The organism is Kribbella yunnanensis (assembly GCF_039529655.1).
Lineage (GTDB): Bacteria > Actinomycetota > Actinomycetes > Propionibacteriales > Kribbellaceae > Kribbella > Kribbella yunnanensis.
The window spans coordinates 37947-55719 of sequence record NZ_BAAANF010000022.1; the positions used below are offsets into that span (position 1 = coordinate 37947).

The following is a 17773-nucleotide window of genomic DNA, read 5'->3' on the forward strand; positions in this document are numbered from 1 at the left end:
CGATGCGGATCGGTGAACTCAGCAAGGCGACCGGAATCCCGGTCCCGACCATCAAGTACTACCTCCGCGAAGGCCTGCTGGCCCCCGGCGAACTCACCAGCCCCAACCAGGCCTCGTACGGCGAATCCCACATCCGCCGCCTCCGCCTGATCCGCGCCCTCGTCGACCTGGCTCAGGTCCCCGTAGCCCAGGTCAAGGAAATCGTCGAGTCCCTGGACGCCGACGACGTCCCCCTCCACGACCAGATCGGCCGCGCCCACCGAGCCCTCACCCCCACCCGCAAACCCACCGCCACCCCCGAAGCCCGCGCCGCCGCAACCACCGAGGTCAACGCCCTCATCACCCGCCGAGGCTGGACCGTAGAACCCGAAGCCCCCGCCCTGACCACCCTCATCGAGACCGTCGCCGCCCTCCGCACCCTGGGCCAGGACAACCTGGTCGCCTTCCTGGACGCCTACGCCGAAGCCGTAGACCGCTTCGCCCACCTAGAAGTAGAAGCAGTCTCCGCCCCCACCCGAGACCAACTAGCCGAATCCGTAGTCATCGGCACCATCCTCGGCGAAACCCTCATCTCCTCCCTCCGCCTCCTAGCCCAAGAGTCAATCTCCGCCCACCACTGGCGCTAGAACAACGAGGCGAGCTCCTTCACCTCGTACGTCGGCTCTCCCAGGAACGCGTCCAGCGGTGGCGACCCGTGGAACAGGTTCAACGTGTCCAGCCGGTAGACCCAGTCCTCGCCCCAGTGGCTCGGATACCGATAGTTGATCTGCCACCTGACCCACTCATCCGGCGCCAGCCGCACCGCCCGCGCCCGATTCGGCCGCGGAGGCAACCCGTACGGCGTCGCCGTCAGCTGCACCTGAATCAACCCACCGACTGGCGTCACCTCAACTCCACTCTCGAGCTGTTCGCGACCGCGCGTCGGGGTGACCTCATCGGGGAGCCCGCTTCGGGTCCCCTCCCACACCTTGAAATCGTCCTGCTCCCGCATGACCACGCCATGCACGAACGGCGCCTCGTCGTCAGGTAGCCGAAACCCAACAGGTACCGCGTTCCGCCGACTCGCGCCCGGCTCACCCCGCGACCGTTTCGTCCAGGTGGTCCGCACCCACTGCACAACAACCGTCATCGGATCCTTGCATGGAAGGCGATCAGTTCCACGATGTCGCGGGAAAGGTCGAGGTGGTCGAGGTGGGTGCGGATGGCTTCGCGTTCGGAGGGGAGGATCGCTTGATAGGTGCTGGCCGCGTGAAACTGGAGCCAGATCGCGAGGTCCTGTCGCGCCGCGGCCGCCAGCGTGTCGTCGGAGTCCCGCAGTGCCTCCAGATCAGCACGCGGACGATTCCAGCCGCCCAGCTCACACCGCACCCGCCAAGCGGCTCGCCGCTGATTGGGCTGATCTGACCGGGCGTTCGGTGCGACGTCGTCGTACCGAACGCCCGGCGTCGCCGCAAGGAGCCGGGCGACGCTCTTGACGACTGCACCGCTCGGGTCGGTCAGGAAATCCAGCAGCAACTGCTTCGGCGGCAGCTCGCCCGGCCACAGGTGAAGCGCTGCCAGCCGCACACGCGGGTCATCGCTCGCCAGAGCCGTCCGCGCCTCGGCTTCGGTGAACCGCTGGCCGGTTTCGCGCAGACCCTCTAGAGCTGACTGGCCACCGCCGGCTTCCCAGTGGGCGCGATAGTACGGCGCGGGCTCGAGCCCAGCCCGGCGATAGCGCCAGCATGCGGCCGCGCGGACTCGACGTGATCGATCGAGCATCCGCGCCTCGAGTTCGGCCCGGTCGAACAACTCGTCGGTCCCGTCCAACAGCACGGTGAGCCGACCTTCGACGTACCGGGATCCCAGCAGCCGCGCCTTCGCCGCCACCGGATCGATCGCCATCCACCGCTCGGCCAACTGCCGGCGCAGCCACTGATCGCTCTCGACCTCCAGCCGCGCCGCGACCTGGCCGGAGTCCATCTCCCCCAGCACCCCGTCATACGCAAACCGCCGAACCATCAGGTCGGGCTCGCCCAGCAGATCCGTCAACGCGAACTGCCCGCCGTACGACGCCAGCGCGGCCGGGCCGTGGATGCGATTCCGCATCCGCACCAGCACACCCAACGCGACCGGATCCGGCCGTCCCGCCAGTCCAATCAGCGCAACCCGCCGTACCGGCTCGACGTGATCCGTCGCCCGCAACGCCAAACAGCGAGCAACCACCTCACTCGCCTGCGAAACGAGCAGGTGCACGGCACGCTGCCGCAGATAACCATCCGGGTGCATCGAAGCCACGCAGTCGGTCAGCAGATCACCTCGACCCACCACCGCCTCCCAGTCGGCTCGACCACCCAGCGGATGAGCGACGTACCAGGACGCCCACCGTGCCCGTTCATCAAGCCGCACCAGATCCACCGGCGACAACTGCCCCAACCAGTGGACCAGCTCATCCCGCGCACCCACATCAGCACTCAAGCAGGCATCCCGAAGCCGCAGCAGCACCGCATCCGCTTCCCCCGGCGTCATCACCACCCGATGATCGCCGACCTCACACCCCCAACGCGACGCCTTTACCCGTCGTGCGCCATATCGACGAACCGCGAGTAGTGACCCTGGAAGGCCACCGTGATGTCGGCCGTCGGCCCGTTACGGTGCTTGGCCACAATAAAGTCCGCTTCACCGGGCCGCGTCGACTCCCGCTCGTACGCATCCTCACGGTGCAACAGAATCACCATGTCGGCATCCTGCTCCAAGGAATTATGTAAAGCGATTCCATTTGCAACAAAATTGTGGGTACCGAGAACGGTGGCATCAAATACCTCCTGCTCACCAATGCTCTCGATTTGCACGATGGAATCCCAGAATACGTCATTTATCGCAAGTAGTTCGAGGTCTGAGCTATCGAGGATTTCCGCGACCTCGGCGAGGCGCCGACGCGTAGGCGCGCCAGCAAACAGGCGGCCGACGTTGCGACGGCCAAGCGCAGCACCAAGAGCGACCTTGGTCATTTGACGCTCTTGCATGGCGGCCTTGACCTGGTCCCAGACCTGCACCGGAACTGTGTCTAGCTTCGGAGCGGCCTTGATATTCTGCAGGTGCTCGAGAACCTCTTCCATCTTCTCGCCGCGCGAGCCGTGAACGCCAATTCCTTCACCGAATCGGCGCTGATTCTCCACACCGTCAATCTTCAGATGGTAGGAGTCCCGGTAGCCAGCCTTCTTGGCGACGTAAATTCGACTGAAGATGTTGTGGCGGAGGAGGAGACGGGCGAGGTCGTCGACCAGGCGGCGGCTGGTGCTGGCGTAGTAGATGCGTGCCTGGCCGGCCTTGGCGTCCCAGCGGACGGAGCCGTCGGTGGCCCAGAGGTGGCGGATGAAGTGGGCGACCTGTGCCTTGGGGAGGCTGAAGATGCCGTCGGGCACGAACTTCTCATGGCTGCGGAGGCCGAACAGGCCGAGGCCGTCGAGCCAGGCGGCGATCGGGTTCCGCTTGCCGCGGGCCAGCCGGTACGGCGCGGGGAGGCGCAGCGTGGTCACGCGAGCGGCGGCGTACTCGTCGCGGATCGGTGTGATGCCGAAGCGGCGGTTGGCCGCCTCACCGACCGCGGTCAGGTTCGCCTCGTCGATGCTCGCGTAGCGGATCGGCTGGCGCTTCACGAACGAGCCGTCGCCGAGCAGGTGGGCGAGGAGCGTGATCTCGTCCTCGTCCCACGGGGTGACGTCGAGCGGCGGTGGGACATGGCGCAGAGAGCCGAGCCGTGCACCCGGTGCCAGCTCACCGAGCGGCTTCCAGCCGTCGTACGTGAGGAAGGGGTGGTTCGCGGTCGCCTTGATCTCGCGGCCGGAGGCGAGCTTGAGCCGGAAGACTTCCTTCACCCCGCTGGGGAAGGCATGGGTCAGTGTGCGCGGCACCAGCTTGAGGCGGTCGTCGAGCGACCAGACCGGGATGTCCCGCGCGTCCGTGGCCAGCAGTTCGCCCAGCGAGATCTCCGCGCCGGTGTCGGCCCGCATCAGCCGGGTGTCCGCGGTCAGGCAGCCTGACTCACGAAGGTCGGAGGCCATGGGGCGTTTGTCGGAGCGTTGTTCGGAGCCTCGGTTCAGCTGGCAGATGGCTACTACGGGGAGTTCTAGTTCTTTGGCGAGGAGCTTGATGGAGCGGGAGAACTCGGAGACTTCGAGTTGGCGGGACTCGACCTTTTTGCCGGACGTCATCAGCTGGAGGTAGTCGATGATGATGAGGCGGAGGTCGTGGCGCTGTTTGAGGCGGCGGGCCTTGGCGCGGATCTCCATCATGGTGAGGTTCGGGGAGTCGTCGATGAAGAGGGGGGCTTCGGAGACTTCGCCCATTTTGCGGGCCAGGCGGGCCCAGTCCTCGTCGGTCATCTTGCCGTTGCGCATGTGGTGCAGGGGGACCTTGGCCTCGGCGGAGAGGAGGCGCATGGTGATTTCGTTGCGGCTCATCTCGAGGGAGAAGACGCAGGAGGTGAGGCCGTGCTTGATGGAGGCGGAGCGGGCGAAGTCCAGGCCGAGGGTGGAGTTGTGGGTGGGGATCATGGTCTTGCCGGCCAGGTAGAGGTGGGCGGCGTTGTCGACCTCTACGCAGCGGACGGGGACGCTGGTGACCTCGTCGATCCACTCGATGCGGCGCTCGCCTTCGCCGGCGAGGGCGGCGGGGAAGCCGTGGCCGGTGATCTGACGAGGGGCTGAGCCGGGGATCGGCGGGGTGAGGCCGGGGCTGGCGGACATCGCGGTGAACAGGTCGGCGGTGGTGCAGATCAGCGGGCGGCCGCCGTCTTCGACCAGCCACTGGTGCTCGGCGTCGGCGATGATGGCGCTGCCGTCGGAGAACGAGAGCCGGAAGCAGGGACGGTCGATCAGTACGTCGGTCGCCGCGACGACCGTGGTCGGCAGTCCTTCGGCGTCGAGGAGCTGGTCGCCGACTGTGACCTCGGCCATCGTGGTCCAGCCGGTCGGCGTGGGGAGCGGGGTGTCGAGGGCGAGCGCCTTGCCCATGGCGGGCCGGGCGGCGACGATGATCATCTGGCCGGGGTGCAGGCCGTTGGTCAGCTCGTCGAGGTCGGTGAAGCCGGTCGGTACGCCGACCATCGAGTCACCGCGGGAGTCGATCGCCTCGATCTCGTCGAGGGCGCCCTCCATGATGTCCTTCAGCGGCGCGTAGTCCTCGGTGGTGCGCTTGTCGGTGACCGAGTAGATCTCGGCCTGCGCCTCGTCGACGACGTCGTCGACCTCACCCTCACCCGCGTACCCGAGCTGGACGATCTTGGTACCGGCCTCGACCAGCCGGCGCAGGATCGCCTTCTCCCGGACGATGTGCGCGTAGTAGCCCGCGTTCGCCGCGAGTGGCACCGAGGCGACCAGGGTGTGCACGTACGGCGCGCCGCCGATCCGGGCCATGTCGCCGCGCTTGGTCAGCTCGGCGGCGACGGTGATCGCGTCGGCCGGCTCACCGCGGGCGTACAGGTCGGTGATCGCGTCGAAGACGGACTCGTGCGCCGGGCGGTAGAAGTCCGTCCCGCGCAGGGTCTCGATGACGTCGGCGATGGCGTCCTTGGACAGCATCATCGCGCCGAGCACACACTGCTCAGCCGCCAGATCCTGGGGTGGCGTGCGGTCGAACCCCATCTCGGGGTTGCGCTCCTCGCGACCGCCGCCGTCCTGGCCGCGGAACTCCGCCACGCTCATCTCGTCCGACCTCTCGTTCGCCGCTGCCCCGAACCACCGACGACCGGGGTTCGAACACCTGATCGAACCGTAGCCGCATCGACCGACAAAATCTGCCGCCCGCGTGTGTACCCAGGCACGCGACCGTACGCCGGTCTCGTCCCCAGGTGGTAGCCAGCCGTCCACAGGGGGTGTGGACGAACTGTGGGAAACCCCGCGAACCCCTGTGCACAGGTTGGGAACAACCCTGTGGATATCTGCGGACAACAATCCCCAGCAAGCCTCTGACCTGCGGTTTCACCAATGCACAACTGTGGAGAAGAAAAAGTCGGGGTACTTTTCACAGGCAACCCCACAGCCCGTGGGTAACCTGCCTCCAGTGAGTCGCAGACAGTGGGTCGGGGGCCGGGATCGGGAGATCCTGCGGCTGGCCGTTCCCGCCTTCGTGGCCCTGGTTTCCGAGCCTCTGATGCTGCTCGCGGACTCAGCCATCGTCGGTCACCTCGGGACGCCTCAGCTCGCCGCCCTGGGGATCGCAGGGACCGTCCTGCAGACCCTCGTCGGCATCTGTGTGTTCCTCGCCTACGGGACCACCTCAGCCGTCGCACGCCGGATCGGTGCAGGCGATCACCGGGGCGCACTGGCGCAGGGCATCGACGGACTCTGGCTGGCGCTGCTACTGGGCGTCGTACTCGCCCTGGCCGGTGTCGTCTTCGCACCCCACGCCATCAACGCCTTCAACCCGTCGCCTGACGTGGCTGACTACGCAGTGACCTATCTGCGCATCTCCTGCTTCGGCATCCCGAGCATGCTGATCCTGCTCGCAGCCACCGGCGTACTGCGCGGACTGCAGGACACCAAGACCCCGATGGTCGTCGCCATCTCCGCCAACCTGCTCAACGTCGTTCTGAACCTCCTGCTGGTCTACGGCCTGCACCTGGACATCGCCGGCTCCGCACTCGGTACGGCGCTCGCCCAGACCGCAGCAGGTGTCGCACTGGTCGTGGTGGTGGTCCGAGGCGCCCGACGTGACGGTGCGAAGCTCGTGCCGGACCTGCCCGGCATCCTCGCGTCCGCGCAGATGGGTGTCCCGCTGATCGTCCGCACCCTGACGTTGCGCGCGGCAATCATCTTGCTGACGTTCGTCGCCACCGCCCTCGGTACGACGTCCGTCGCAGCGCACCAAGTCGCCTTCACCTTCTGGAACTTCCTGGCGCTGGCACTCGACGCGATCGCCATTGCCGCCCAGGCGCTCACCGGCCGCGCACTGGGCGCCGGAGATGTCGCCGGTACCCGTTCCATCACCAGAAGGATGATGTGGTGGGGCCTGTGGTCCGGAGCGGTCTGTGGACTCGCGCTCTGGGGTCTGCGCGCGGTCTACGTGCCATGGTTCACCGCAGACCCCGACGTACGGCGAACACTCGCCGCAGTGCTCCTTGTCGCAGCCATCTGGCAGCCGCTGAACGGCGTGGTCTTCGTCCTGGACGGCGTCCTCATCGGGGCCGGCGACGGCCGCTACCTGGCGATCGCCGGTGTCATAGCGTTCCTCCTCTATGTCCCACTCGCTCTGAGCGTGCTGTGGTTCGACGGTGGCATCGTGGCGCTGTGGTGGGCCTTCGGCGGCTTCATGCTGGCCCGCCTGGTCACCTTGGTGACCAGGGAGCGGCGAGACGGCTGGCTGGTCACAGGGGCTACCCGCTGACCCCGGAAATGCGGCATCGTGGGGCCCATGGTCGACAAGGACGACGAACTGGCCGAGGACCGCGAAGAGGAAGCGCTCGAAAAGGCGAACGAGGAGCGTGAGCTCGAGGAGACGCGCGACCGTCGCGAGCTGCTCGACGCCACCGCGGAGACCACCGAAGCCATCCGGCTCGCGGAGGCCAACGAGGCCGCGGGCGCCCGGCACCGCGAGCTGGCCAACGCCGAGCGGCGTCAGGCGCGCAGCGACCATGCCCACGGCAACCACCTGCTCGACGAAGCGGCTGCCCGCCCGGACGAACCCGGTGCGGACGCCACTGCGGCCGCCGGCCGCCGCTACCAGCGCGCGGGTGACCGCGAGGAGCGCGAGGCGGCGTACGACGACCGTGTCGCCGACCGGTACGCCGGACAGCAGGCGCCGGCCAGCGATGCCGCCCGGCGTCCCGCGCAGCCGCCCGAGGCCCGGAAGTTCGTCCAGCCGCGCAAGACCAAGAAGCGGGAGAAGGACACCGGGCTCGACCTCGACCTCTGAGGCTCAGATCCCCCGCACGTTCGGCTGACGCTGGTCGAAGAACAGCCCGGCCGGCGGCTCCTCGACCGGGAGCGGCGGGATCGGGTAGTCGGTGTGCGCACCCCGGCAGGCCGCGAACGGGCCGTCCGGGTCGAGCAGCGTCATCATGTGCGGGTCCGCGTGGTCCCGCCACCAGACCGACATACCGGTCGCCGGGTCCAGCCGCAGGTGCTCCCAGGCGCGCCAGATCGAGTCCAGCCGGCTGAGTGCCTCCGCGTGCCGGAACCACTCCGGGCACCACACGTACTGCTGGCCGATGCGTCGCGAGTACAGGTAGATCAGGCGGTCTTCGACGAACGCCGCGACATGCGGATAGAAGAGTTCCTGTTCACCATCCACGACGCTGCTCCTCAGTCTGCTCCCACACCGGTACGCCGGTCGGCATCGGCGGCGGTCCCCCCTGCGGACCGGTCACCCAGGGGTTGGCCGAACCCTGCGTGACCTGCGGTGCCGAAGCACCCGGGTCGTACTTCGCCAGTGACGCCTTGACCACTCCAGCGTCCGGACGGGTGAACCACGGCACCGTCTTCACCATGGTCGCCGGGATGCCGGACGGGAACACCACAGCCCGCCCCGGCGGCATGGCGGCCAGGTCGGAGATCTCCAGGATGTTCTGCCGCTGCGTCTGCCGGCTGGTGCCCCGCTTGCCCTCGTTGTACGAGACCGAGCTCGAGATGATGTCGTAGTCACCGATCAGCTTGCTCAGCCGCTCCAGGAAGTTCGCGTCGGACGCGCCACCGCCGTACACGCGGATGTTCGCGGCGGACCAGAGCTTCTCCATGCCGTGCTCGCCCCAGCACTCCTGTCCCTGGGCCCAGGACTGCAGGATCGTCATCAGCACGATGCCGCGCGAGCCGAAGTGGCTGTAGAGGTCGGGCAGGTTCTTCCAGCGGCAGACGTTCGCCGCCTCGTCCAGTACGCCGACCAGCGGGTTCGGCATCCGGCCCATCGGCATGCCCTTGGCGTACTCCTCGGCCGCCTCCACGACGGCCACGGTCAACGCGGTGACCAGCGGCCCCGCCGTACCGGCGCCTTCCTTGGACAGGCTGTAGAGCGTGCCGCCCTTGCGGACGAACTCATGCGGGTTGAACTGCGGCCGCGTGTCGTTCGGTCCCTGCGGGATGACCCAGCGGGTGACCTTGCGGTTCACCAGGAACTGCGCGCTCTGCTGCGCGGTGCCGTACACACCGGCGCGCTGCTTGTCGGGTGCGTTGATGACACCGGACAGCGCGTCGGCCGACAGCTGCAGCCCTGGGGTGTTGCGCAGGATCCGCTCGGGCTCGTCGTTGCGCTGGTCCGCAAGCCAGGTGTAGACCTGCGTGATCGGACGCTTGGCCACCGCAGCAGCGAGCAGCAGACCGGCCAGCAGGTCAGTACCGGCGGAGTCGAAGAACGCATCGGTCTGCGCACCGACCTGACGCTGTGAGGCGACGAAGTGCTCCGCCATCTCCCGTGCCTTGGTCTCGTCGGTGATGTAGGTCAGCGGGTTCCACCACCAGTTCGGCGGCTCCTCACAGACCTCCTGCGGGTCGAAGACCCACACCGGACCCTTGTCGAGCCGCGGCCCGCGAGTGGCGTCGACGATGTCCCGCTTGTTCGACGTGGCGACGACAGAGCCGGGAGCGTCCAGGATCGCCGGTACGGCGCGAGAGGTCGTCTTACCGGTTCGGGGTCCCCAGATGTCGACGTGCATGTCCTCCCAGGAGCCGAAGACCTCCAGGCCGTCCCGGACAGTTCGGCCGATCAGGATGCCCGGGCCGGCGTGGCCGGCGCCGAGGCGGTCGGCGATACCTTGCGCGCCCTCGCGGGTGAGCTTGTAGATCTCGGACCGCTTCGACATCAGGAACGCCTGCTTGTCGACGCGGCCGACCGACTCCTTGCGCCGCCGGAGCAGGAACCAGACCGCACCCGCGATCACGATCAGCAGGACGATCTCGAGGATCAGCACACCGGTTGCCGCGCCGGACCAGTGCAGCCGGCCCTGGATCAGCTGGGACAGCGCGCTGACCGGGTTACCCGGTACGGCGCGCGTCCCGTCGATCGCGGCGGCCGCCTTGAGCGCACCCCAGACACCGCCGACGACGACCGCGAACACGGCACAGCCGATGAAGATCAGGACCGTCTCGACCGACAGGCCGCCCGGTCCGGTGGTGCGTTTTCCGTCAGCCATTGTTCGTCACCTCCGGCCGCGCGACGACCCGGGTGGTCGGGTCGGGCGGCGGCAGCATCGCGGGGTCGTCGAAGCTGTACTCCTCGACGACCTCCTCGGTCCCGTCCGGTGCGACCTCGACCTTCAACGGCCGTCCGTCGGCGCCGGTCTTCCAGAGTTTGTTCGTGTCGTTGATCTCGCGCTCGACCGAGGTGAGGCCGACGTGCACCGGGATCCCCGGGCGGCCACCGACCTTGACCAGGAAGTTGCCTCGGCCGGGAGGTGCGGCCTCCTCGCCGGTGGCCGGGTCCCACGCGGGCGGGTCCTGCCAGCCGATGAGCATGTTCTGCTCCTCCTCGGACATCGGCACGACCTCGGAGAGGTTCTCCATCTCCGCCCGCGGCAGACCGCCGCAGATGACCATGCCGGACCGCTCGACGAAGCCCTTGGCCTTCATCCGGTCCTCGGGGTGCTCGAGTGCGAGCAGGTCGGACATGGTGTGCGAGATCATCGCCATCCCGACACCGCGCTGCCGGTTCAGTCGGGTCAACGCGTCGACCCGGTCGACCAGCCCGCGCCCGGCCCGCAGTACGCGCCACAGCTCGTCGAGGATGACGAAGTAGTGCCGCCGCGGCTCCAGCCCGGCATCGGCAAGCGCCTGCGAGACCGCGACCGCACCGAACCCGTAAGACCAGCAAGCCAGCAGTACGGCGGCCTGCAGGTTCGTCTCGGAGTCGTCGATGTTGGAGACGTCGAAGACGACCGGACGGTCCATCTTCATCGGGTTGTCGGTCTGCTCGGAGAAGATCTCGCCGAGCCGGCCACCGCCGACCAGACCGATCAGCGAGGCCTCCAGGCCTTCGGTGATCTGCCGGTAGCGGTCCAGGCTGCCGCGGTCGAGAGCCACGTTCCGGACCCGGTCCGGCGCATCCTGGACAACCTTGAGCAGATCGCGCAGTACCGGCGTACCGGTGTGGCGTTCGTCGAGGACCTTCAGCGCCTCATCGATGATCGTCTCTTCGCGGTCCGTCGGCGGGGCCGAGCGCATGATCGAGATGAGCGCCGAGACCATCGTCTGCCGCCGCCCGTGCGCGTCGGCCTGAATCGCCTCCCGCGCCTTCCCGGTCAGCCGCAGCGCGGCCTCGCGGGACTCACCGGGGTCGAGGATGTTCAGGTGCCCGCGGCCACGGCCGAGCTGGATGACCTGGCCGCCGAGCGCCTCGATCAGGTCCTTGTAGTCGGGCTTGAGGTCGCCCAGCACCAACGGCTGAATCCCATAACCGGCAAGGCCCAGCGCCATTCGCCGAGTGATGGTCGACTTCCCCAAGCCAGGCTTGCCGAGGACGAACATCGACGGGTTCGAGATCAGTTTGGCGCGCATGAACCAGCTGATCGGGTCGCAGCACATGGTCGCGCCGGAGAGGATGTTGCGCCCGATCGGTACGCCGACCATCGGGCTGCCGGTCCCGGCCGCGAACGGCCACAACCCGCACACCTGCACCGTCGTACCGCGCCACTCCTGCGGAGCCTGGACGTACGTCGAGTAGCCCGCGCCCATCCCCGGCCAGCCGCGCGGCATCGGCCGCTTGCCGCCCCGGGACGGGTCGGTCGTCTTCTCGTTCTTCTTGCTCACAGGGCTTCCCGCAGACCGGCCGGGACGGCCAAGTGGCTCTGCAGTACGACGCCGAGCGGTAGCGCGGCCACGAACGCGGAGTCCTGTGACCCGTACGCCGGCCGCAGCAACACTCGCGCGGTCGCGCCCAGGTTGTCGATGGCGGCGATCATGTCCGGGATCTGCTCGGCGGTCATCACGGTTCCGGTGACGACCATGCCGAAGTTCACCAGGCCGGCCCCGCGCGCCTCTTCCTGCGCGGTGCGGTCGGCCGCGCGGGCCTCGGCGATAGTGCGGGCCGTGGGGCGGTCGCTGGTCGTGGCGCGGAAGGTGGCATTGCGCTTGTCCGCCTCCACCATGCGCGCCGCGGTGGCTGCGTCGAGCGGCCGGTACAGCAGGGTGACGCGCTTGCGGTCGATGTCGTTGTGCGGTCCGACCAGCTGCGACAGCACCGACGAGAACACCTCGCCGCGCGGCGCCTGCGTCATCTGCCAGGTCACCGACCATGCGGAGTCGTGCCGGTACTTGTCCCAGAACGCCTGCGTACCGGCCGGACCGACATCGGTCCACTGCAGCTCCGGCGCCATCCCCTGGCTGCGAGCCTCATCGATCAGTACGGCGGACGCCGGGTCGTAGGCGATTCGGATCGTCTCGCACAGCTCCTGCGCGGTAACCGGGCGAGCCGCGCCCGCACCAGTTGCGTTCAAGCTCTGAGTCAGCGCGGGCAGTCGCGACGCGAGCTCGCGGCCCATGTCGTCTTCCTTGCGCCGCTTGCCGTTGCGGTCGGTGCCCTTGAAGGTCAGCGCGACCCGGGCCGACACCAGCGCCGAACCCTCCGGGTAGCTCTGGACGACCTCGGCGAGCATCGCCTGCGCGATCGCCGGCGACCCCTGCTGGATGTTGTGGTTGACCTCGCGGCGCAACCGGATCCCCGTGTCGGGAGCACTCTCGACCGTCACCGAGGCGGCCACGATGCCCGGCTCGTGGCCGAGCGAGGCGAGCCACTGTCCCCAGTGCGCGACCCAGATGTCGATCTGCTCCTCGTCGACCAGCGACGCGCCGTCCGGCTCGGCGTTGATCACGACGGTGAAGTGCCGTGTGCTCGGGTAGAACAGCAGCGCGAACGGCCGGCCGTACGAGTCCTTGAACTCGCTCAGCTGGGAGGCGGCGGCCAGGCCCGGGATCTGGAACTTGCCCCAGGCGGTACGGCCGAGCGGACCGGAACGGTAGATGTTGTGTTTCGCCATCTTTGCTCGTTGCCATCCAATACGAGTCGAGAGCCGTTGCAGGGCGGACAGGTTGTGTTTGTCCTTGGACATCAGCAGCAGCAGGATGACGCCGACGACCAGCAGGCAGATCACGGCGCCGATGATGCCGCCGGCCATCATCGAGAAGATGGTCGCCAGCAGGCCGCCCATCATGATGGCCGTACCGAGCGATCCCAGGCCGGCGATCCCCGCCGAGGCGGGCTGCCGCCAGTTGCCGTAGGTGCGCGGAGCGCTTCGTACGTTGTCAGCTGCTGCCACGTGGTCCGTCCGAGTCTCGTCTGCTTTGGTCACGCCGGTCGTCGCGGAACTGGCGCTGGTCACGCTGGCGGTCGCGGTTCATGTCCCGCTGCGATCCTCCACTGCCGGACGGGCCACCGCCACCACCACCGCCACCGCCGCTGCCGCCTTGGCTGTCACCGCCGCCACCCGAGCCCTGCGGCGCGTCGTCGCCGAGGGTCTCCGCCGCGGCAGTCTCGCCGATCTGCTTGGTCGCCTTGACACCGGCCGCGACGATCGCGATCGGCGCTGCCACTGCGGCCGCCGGTCCGGCAGCTGCTGCTGCGCCACCACCGGCCGCGGCACCTCCACCGCCGGCCGCGGCACCACCGGCCGCACCGCCACCGCCTCCGCCGACAGCGCCCGCCGTACCGCCGGTGCCGCCACTGGCTCCGCTGGCAGCTCCTTGGCCACCACCCCCGCCGCCCGGTGCGCCGCCCGAACTCTGGGGTTGCTGCTTGGCCTTGCCGACATTCTTCGCTCCGGTCGGCTCGCCGCCGCCACCGCCCTCGCTGCCGCTGCTACCGCCGTCCTGGAGCGAGTCCTGCATCTTGCCGGCCAGCTTGTCCGCGCCGACCATCTTGGCCGCGATCATGCCCGCACCGGCGTTACCGGCCGTGGCGGCGACCATCGGCACGATGAACCGCATCAGGCCGGGCAGCGCGAACAGCGCGAGGACCAGCAGGGTCAGACCGGTGACCATGTTCATCACCGAGGTCGCCGCGGCGTCACCGTTGGCGAAGTTCAGGCCCTGGCCGTTGTTGGACGTCAATCTGATCGCGGTCGCATAGATGATCGCGGCCACCGGTTTGTAGAGGATGAAGGCGAGCATCCAGCCGAGCAGCTTCTTGAACCAGTTCCGGCCCATCTCGGTGTGGGTGGCGGCCGCCGCGATCGGCAGCACGCCGACCAGCAGGATCAGCAGCGCACTGCGGACCACCATCAGGATGATCTGGATGACGCCGGCGATGATGGCCAGCAGGCCGATCGCGATCGCCAGCCCGATCCCGATCGGGCCGACCGTCCGCGAGACCGCCAGCATCGCGACCATCGCGCCGCCGAAACTCTTGGCCTTGCCGTCCGGGCCGATCTGGTTCACCAGATCGCCGGGGTCGCACATCCACGGGGAGTTCGGGTCGTCGAACAAGGAGGTGGTGACAATGCACCGGGAGAACCGGTCGCCGAACTCGATCAGTGCCTGGGTGACGCCGACCGCCAGCGCCGACGCGACGCCGAGCGTGATCAGCGAGCGCAGGATCTCCCGCAGCGACTCACCCCGCTGGGTGTAGGCCAGCTTGATACAGGCGACCAGGACGCCGAGGGTGGCGACGAAGAAGGCGATGTACTGCGTGTGGTCCCACATCCACTGCACGGTGCCGCTGGTAGGCCGGCCGGCTTCCCGGCTCATCGGGTCCTTACCGACCGGCAGGGTGTCGACGTAGACCCAGAAGGTGCCGATCGTCCCCATGATCACCGTCACGGCGTTGGAGATCGCATCGAGAATCGGCTGGAAGATCATGCCAATCAACCACTTCACTTGGTCGCCGATCCAGTCCTTGATGGCCTGCCACACACAGTCCAGCCAGCTGCCGCAGAGCGGGATCAGGTAGAGGGGGCTCATATCAGGACGTCTTCGGCGAGACGAAACGGAGGATGGCCGGTAGTGCGACCACGGCGAGCAGCATCATGGTGATGCCCATGATGATGTTCATCAGCTGCGGTGTTCCCTTGTCCGCCGTCACCCCTTCGGGCACGGCCGGCGTGGAGATCATCGTGATGGCGGCCGCATAGATCAGCGCGGCCACGGGTTTGTAGATGATGAAGCCGCCGAGCCAGGCCAGTGATCGCTTGAACCACATCATCCCCACTTCGGTGTTGGTCGCCGCGGCGGTGAGCGGGAAGATCCCGACCAGGAGCACGAGCATCCCGTACCTGACGATCATCAGCGCGAGCTGGATGATCGCCGTGATCACCATCAGGATCCCGATGAAGATCACCAGGGCGAACCCCAGTAACTCCCCTGGATCCTTGAGCGGATCGACCATCGTCTTGGTGAGCTGCTTGGCGAAGTCGTGGTCGTTGACGGCCAGCGCCCGGCCGATGATCCACGACGAGAACTCGTCGGACGCGCGGATCAGGGTCGAGGTGACGAACAGCAGCCCGGCGTTCACCACGACCATCGTGAGCAGCGCCTTGAGGATGTCCCGCAGCGGCTCACCGCGGTGCGAGACCGCCATCTGGATCGCGCCGATGATGACCGCGATGGTGGCCACCGCGATCATGATGTACGTCGTTCTGCCGTGCACCCACCAGACCGCGCCGTTCTGGCCGATGTCCGGCGTCTTGATGTAGACCCAGAGGAAGCCGACCGCCTTCAGCACGGCTTCGACGGCCGCGATGATCACGTCGGCGATTGCCTTGAGCAACAACTTGAAGATCGGGGTGAGGGTCCGGCGGACCACCTCGCCGAGGAACTCCTCGACGCAGTCGTCCCAGTTCCACGGCGCCAGCGAACATCCGAGAACGATCATCAGGCCCCCTGGAATCCGACGTAGCTCTCCATCGAGCCGAGCAGATCAGGCTCGGTGCTGCCGTTGAAGCTGCCGTCGGTCTGCAGCTTGCCCTTCCAGTCCTTGCCGGTCCAGACCATGGTGACCGGCAGCGCGCCCACGGTGCGCTCGTCGAAGCGGACGGCGATCGAGATGATCGCCCGGTCGGGCTCGTAGTCGACCACCTTGAAGCCGGCGAACTGGCCGCCCCGAACCTCGTTCCGCGGAGTCGGGGTCAGCCGATTCAGCGCGATGGCGGCGTCCCGGCCCGGTCCCGGGGCGATCCGGGTGGCCAGTACGTCGGCGGTCAGCGCGGGGTTCTTGATCTGGGCCAGCAGCACGAACGTCGCGAACACCGCGCCGGTCGGCGAGTGCGCGAAACAGGAGCGAACGCCGTTGCGGTCCATCGCGGCCGGTCCGGCCTGCTGCTGGAGCGGGAACAGCATGTCGCTCTCGAACTGCCAGGTGACACCGACCGGTGCGATCCGCGGGATCCCCTGCGGCGGCTTGGCGGTCTTGCACCCTCCGGTCCCCAGCACCGGGGGCGTGGGCCTCGGCGTACTGGTGGGATCGGGTGTCGCAGGCGGCCCGGACGGCTCGTCGGTGGGCGCACCGGTCGGCTCGGTCACCGTCGGCACCGGCGTCGGCGACGGCTGTGCGTCAGGCGTGGTGTCCCGGGTGAACACCCAGAGCAGCGCACAGACCACCACCGCCCCGAGGAGGACGGCGCCGGCGACGAACCCCCGCTCCTGCCAGAAGCCGGTCGATTCGTCACCGCCGTCGTCGTCGGAGCCGGAACTCCTGCTGAACAGCCCCACCGTCGATCAGACTCCCGTCGGGGACGCTGTCAGTTGCCCTGGAGCGCGCCGACGAGCAGCGACGCGGAACCGATCACGATGCAGGCCGCCAGCACCCAGCCGAGCCGGGCGGCGTGCTCGCCACCCTCACCACGGCGCTGACCGACCGCCATCATCGCGCCGGCGATCAGGATGCCCAGAACGCAGATGGTGAAAGCGATCCAGCGCACCCAGTCGATGACGAGATCGAGCTTCTCCGCACCCGGGGGCCGCTCGCCACCGAGGGGGAGCAAGGAGGGGACCTCCGAGATCAAGTGTGCCAACATCATCGAAGTACAGCCTTTCAGTACGGGGCGGGATAGTCCGCTGGGTTGGACGCGCGAAGAGCGTAGATGGATTCAAGAACTTCGAAAACCTCGTCGGGGGTGTTCTCGGGCGTGGGAGCCTCCCCTCTGCGCCACTCCTCGATCCAGGGAAGTTCCCAGACTCTGGGGACGCCGCCGCCGACGATGTCGGCGAAGTCGTCGAGCACCCGGGGCAGCCGGCCCGAGGCGTCCGCGATCAGGACCAGGCCGAGCACGGCCACTCCTTGCACGACACCCGAGGCCCACTCGGTCGCCGCCCGCTGCGCGGCGCGCAGGCCGGAGCCGTTCGTCCGGGCGACCAGGATCACCGGGGTCGGCACCGGCGGCGGCGGGATCGGCCAGCGGTGATTGGCCGCGCGGGTCCCGGGCAGCAGCTGCGCCATCGTCGACTCGCCGGCCCCGCCGTGCGCGCCGACCCACCACAGCGTGTCGGCGGCCGGGATCGCGAACTTCGGCAGCCGCTGGTCCTCCGCGGGCGCCGGTACACCGTGCTGGGGCGCGGACGGGCCCCGTGGCGTCAGATTCGCAGTCTGGGCGGGTCCCCGCGCCGGACCCGGTTCCGGCTGTTGTTGCCGAGTCCACGGATTCTGCGTCATGAGACCTCCTCTCCCGCTGCGTCACTGGCTGTCGCCCACAGTATTGTCTCGCTTTCCGGGTGTACGTTCGTGACCCATCCACAGGCGAGGATGTTTCTACCCCCTTGTCGGGGTCAGCGGAGCCGCCGGGCTCACGGGGTTTCTGCCTGCCGGAAGTCTCCTGGCATGCCTTCAGGTGCGGTGGACATGCTAGAACGAGTACATCGGCTCCGGATGAACGAGGGAGATC

Annotated in this window: 15 protein-coding genes; 3 read left to right on the top strand and 12 right to left on the bottom strand. The window is 68.1% G+C overall.

Annotated elements, in window-relative coordinates; genetic code table 11:
• The first annotated feature begins 2 nt into the window (after positions 1-2).
• A complete protein-coding gene (locus tag ABD231_RS31955) occupies positions 3-626 on the top strand; it encodes a MerR family transcriptional regulator (RefSeq protein WP_344160316.1) in 624 nt (207 codons plus the stop codon).
• Here the strand turns inward: ABD231_RS31955 and ABD231_RS31960 are convergent.
• Genes ABD231_RS31960 through ABD231_RS31970 form a run of 3 tightly spaced genes read right to left on the bottom strand, consistent with a single transcriptional unit; the run spans position 623 to position 5684 of the window.
• A complete protein-coding gene (locus tag ABD231_RS31960; protein WP_344160319.1) occupies positions 623-1129 on the bottom strand; it encodes a hypothetical protein in 507 nt (168 codons plus the stop codon). The two genes, ABD231_RS31955 and ABD231_RS31960, sit on opposite strands and share 4 nt — an antisense overlap.
• A complete protein-coding gene (locus ABD231_RS31965) occupies positions 1126-2511 on the bottom strand; it encodes a hypothetical protein (RefSeq protein ID WP_344160322.1) in 1386 nt (461 codons plus the stop codon). Before ABD231_RS31965 ends, ABD231_RS31960 begins: the two co-directional genes overlap by 4 nt.
• 41 nt (positions 2512-2552) lie before the next feature.
• Complete coding sequence (locus ABD231_RS31970; protein WP_344160325.1) at positions 2553-5684, bottom strand: replicative DNA helicase; 3132 nt, start codon at positions 5682-5684, stop codon at positions 2553-2555.
• A gap of 358 nt (positions 5685-6042) precedes the next feature.
• Between ABD231_RS31970 and ABD231_RS31975 the strand changes: the two genes are divergently transcribed.
• A complete protein-coding gene (locus ABD231_RS31975) occupies positions 6043-7365 on the top strand; it encodes an MATE family efflux transporter (RefSeq protein ID WP_344160327.1) in 1323 nt (440 codons plus the stop codon).
• Positions 7366-7392: 27 nt separating this feature from the next.
• A complete protein-coding gene (locus ABD231_RS31980; protein ID WP_344160330.1) occupies positions 7393-7893 on the top strand; it encodes a hypothetical protein in 501 nt (166 codons plus the stop codon).
• A 3-nt stretch (positions 7894-7896) separates the two neighbouring features.
• Here ABD231_RS31980 and ABD231_RS31985 read toward each other — a convergent pair whose 3' ends face one another.
• From ABD231_RS31985 to ABD231_RS32025, 9 genes are read right to left on the bottom strand one after another with little or no spacing between them, the layout of a single operon-like run.
• On the bottom strand, positions 7897-8271 hold the full coding sequence (locus tag ABD231_RS31985) for a DUF4913 domain-containing protein (RefSeq protein WP_132414483.1): 375 nt from the start codon (positions 8269-8271) through the stop codon (positions 7897-7899).
• The gene (locus tag ABD231_RS31990) at positions 8261-10102 is read right to left on the bottom strand and encodes a type IV secretory system conjugative DNA transfer family protein (protein WP_344160336.1); all 1842 of its coding nucleotides are present in this window, start codon (positions 10100-10102) and stop codon (positions 8261-8263) included. The genes ABD231_RS31985 and ABD231_RS31990 overlap by 11 nt, the downstream gene beginning before the upstream one ends.
• The gene (locus ABD231_RS31995) at positions 10095-11714 is read right to left on the bottom strand and encodes an ATP/GTP-binding protein (protein WP_344160339.1); all 1620 of its coding nucleotides are present in this window, start codon (positions 11712-11714) and stop codon (positions 10095-10097) included. Before ABD231_RS31995 ends, ABD231_RS31990 begins: the two co-directional genes overlap by 8 nt.
• The gene (locus ABD231_RS32000; protein ID WP_344160341.1) at positions 11711-13219 is read right to left on the bottom strand and encodes an SCO6880 family protein; all 1509 of its coding nucleotides are present in this window, start codon (positions 13217-13219) and stop codon (positions 11711-11713) included. Before ABD231_RS32000 ends, ABD231_RS31995 begins: the two co-directional genes overlap by 4 nt.
• Positions 13206-14858: a TrbL/VirB6 family protein gene (locus tag ABD231_RS32005; RefSeq protein ID WP_344160344.1), complete on the bottom strand. Its 1653-nt coding sequence runs from the start codon at positions 14856-14858 to the stop codon at positions 13206-13208. Before ABD231_RS32005 ends, ABD231_RS32000 begins: the two co-directional genes overlap by 14 nt.
• Position 14859: 1 nt before the next feature.
• Entirely contained in the window at positions 14860-15768 is a 909-nt protein-coding gene (locus ABD231_RS32010; protein WP_344160347.1) for a hypothetical protein, read from the bottom strand.
• Positions 15768-16604, bottom strand: coding sequence for a DUF8175 domain-containg protein (locus ABD231_RS32015; protein ID WP_344160350.1), 837 nt, complete (start codon positions 16602-16604; stop codon positions 15768-15770). The genes ABD231_RS32010 and ABD231_RS32015 overlap by 1 nt, the downstream gene beginning before the upstream one ends.
• A 29-nt stretch (positions 16605-16633) precedes the next feature.
• On the bottom strand, positions 16634-16912 hold the full coding sequence (locus tag ABD231_RS32020) for a conjugal transfer protein TrbC (protein ID WP_344160353.1): 279 nt from the start codon (positions 16910-16912) through the stop codon (positions 16634-16636).
• Positions 16913-16926: 14 nt separating this feature from the next.
• Positions 16927-17544: a DUF6668 family protein gene (locus ABD231_RS32025; RefSeq protein ID WP_344160355.1), complete on the bottom strand. Its 618-nt coding sequence runs from the start codon at positions 17542-17544 to the stop codon at positions 16927-16929.
• Positions 17545-17773 lie beyond the last annotated feature (229 nt).

Coding starts and splice junctions, on each gene's coding strand:
- ABD231_RS31955 (WP_344160316.1), top strand. CDS start 3: ATGCGGATCGGTGAACTCAGCAAGGCGACCGGAATCCCGGTCCCGACC.
- ABD231_RS31960 (WP_344160319.1), bottom strand. CDS start 1,129: ATGACGGTTGTTGTGCAGTGGGTGCGGACCACCTGGACGAAACGGTCG.
- ABD231_RS31970 (WP_344160325.1), bottom strand. CDS start 5,684: ATGAGCGTGGCGGAGTTCCGCGGCCAGGACGGCGGCGGTCGCGAGGAG.
- ABD231_RS31980 (WP_344160330.1), top strand. CDS start 7,393: ATGGTCGACAAGGACGACGAACTGGCCGAGGACCGCGAAGAGGAAGCG.
- ABD231_RS31990 (WP_344160336.1), bottom strand. CDS start 10,102: ATGGCTGACGGAAAACGCACCACCGGACCGGGCGGCCTGTCGGTCGAG.
- ABD231_RS32005 (WP_344160344.1), bottom strand. CDS start 14,858: ATGAGCCCCCTCTACCTGATCCCGCTCTGCGGCAGCTGGCTGGACTGT.
- ABD231_RS32010 (WP_344160347.1), bottom strand. CDS start 15,768: ATGATCGTTCTCGGATGTTCGCTGGCGCCGTGGAACTGGGACGACTGC.
- ABD231_RS32020 (WP_344160353.1), bottom strand. CDS start 16,912: ATGATGTTGGCACACTTGATCTCGGAGGTCCCCTCCTTGCTCCCCCTC.
- ABD231_RS32025 (WP_344160355.1), bottom strand. CDS start 17,544: ATGACGCAGAATCCGTGGACTCGGCAACAACAGCCGGAACCGGGTCCG.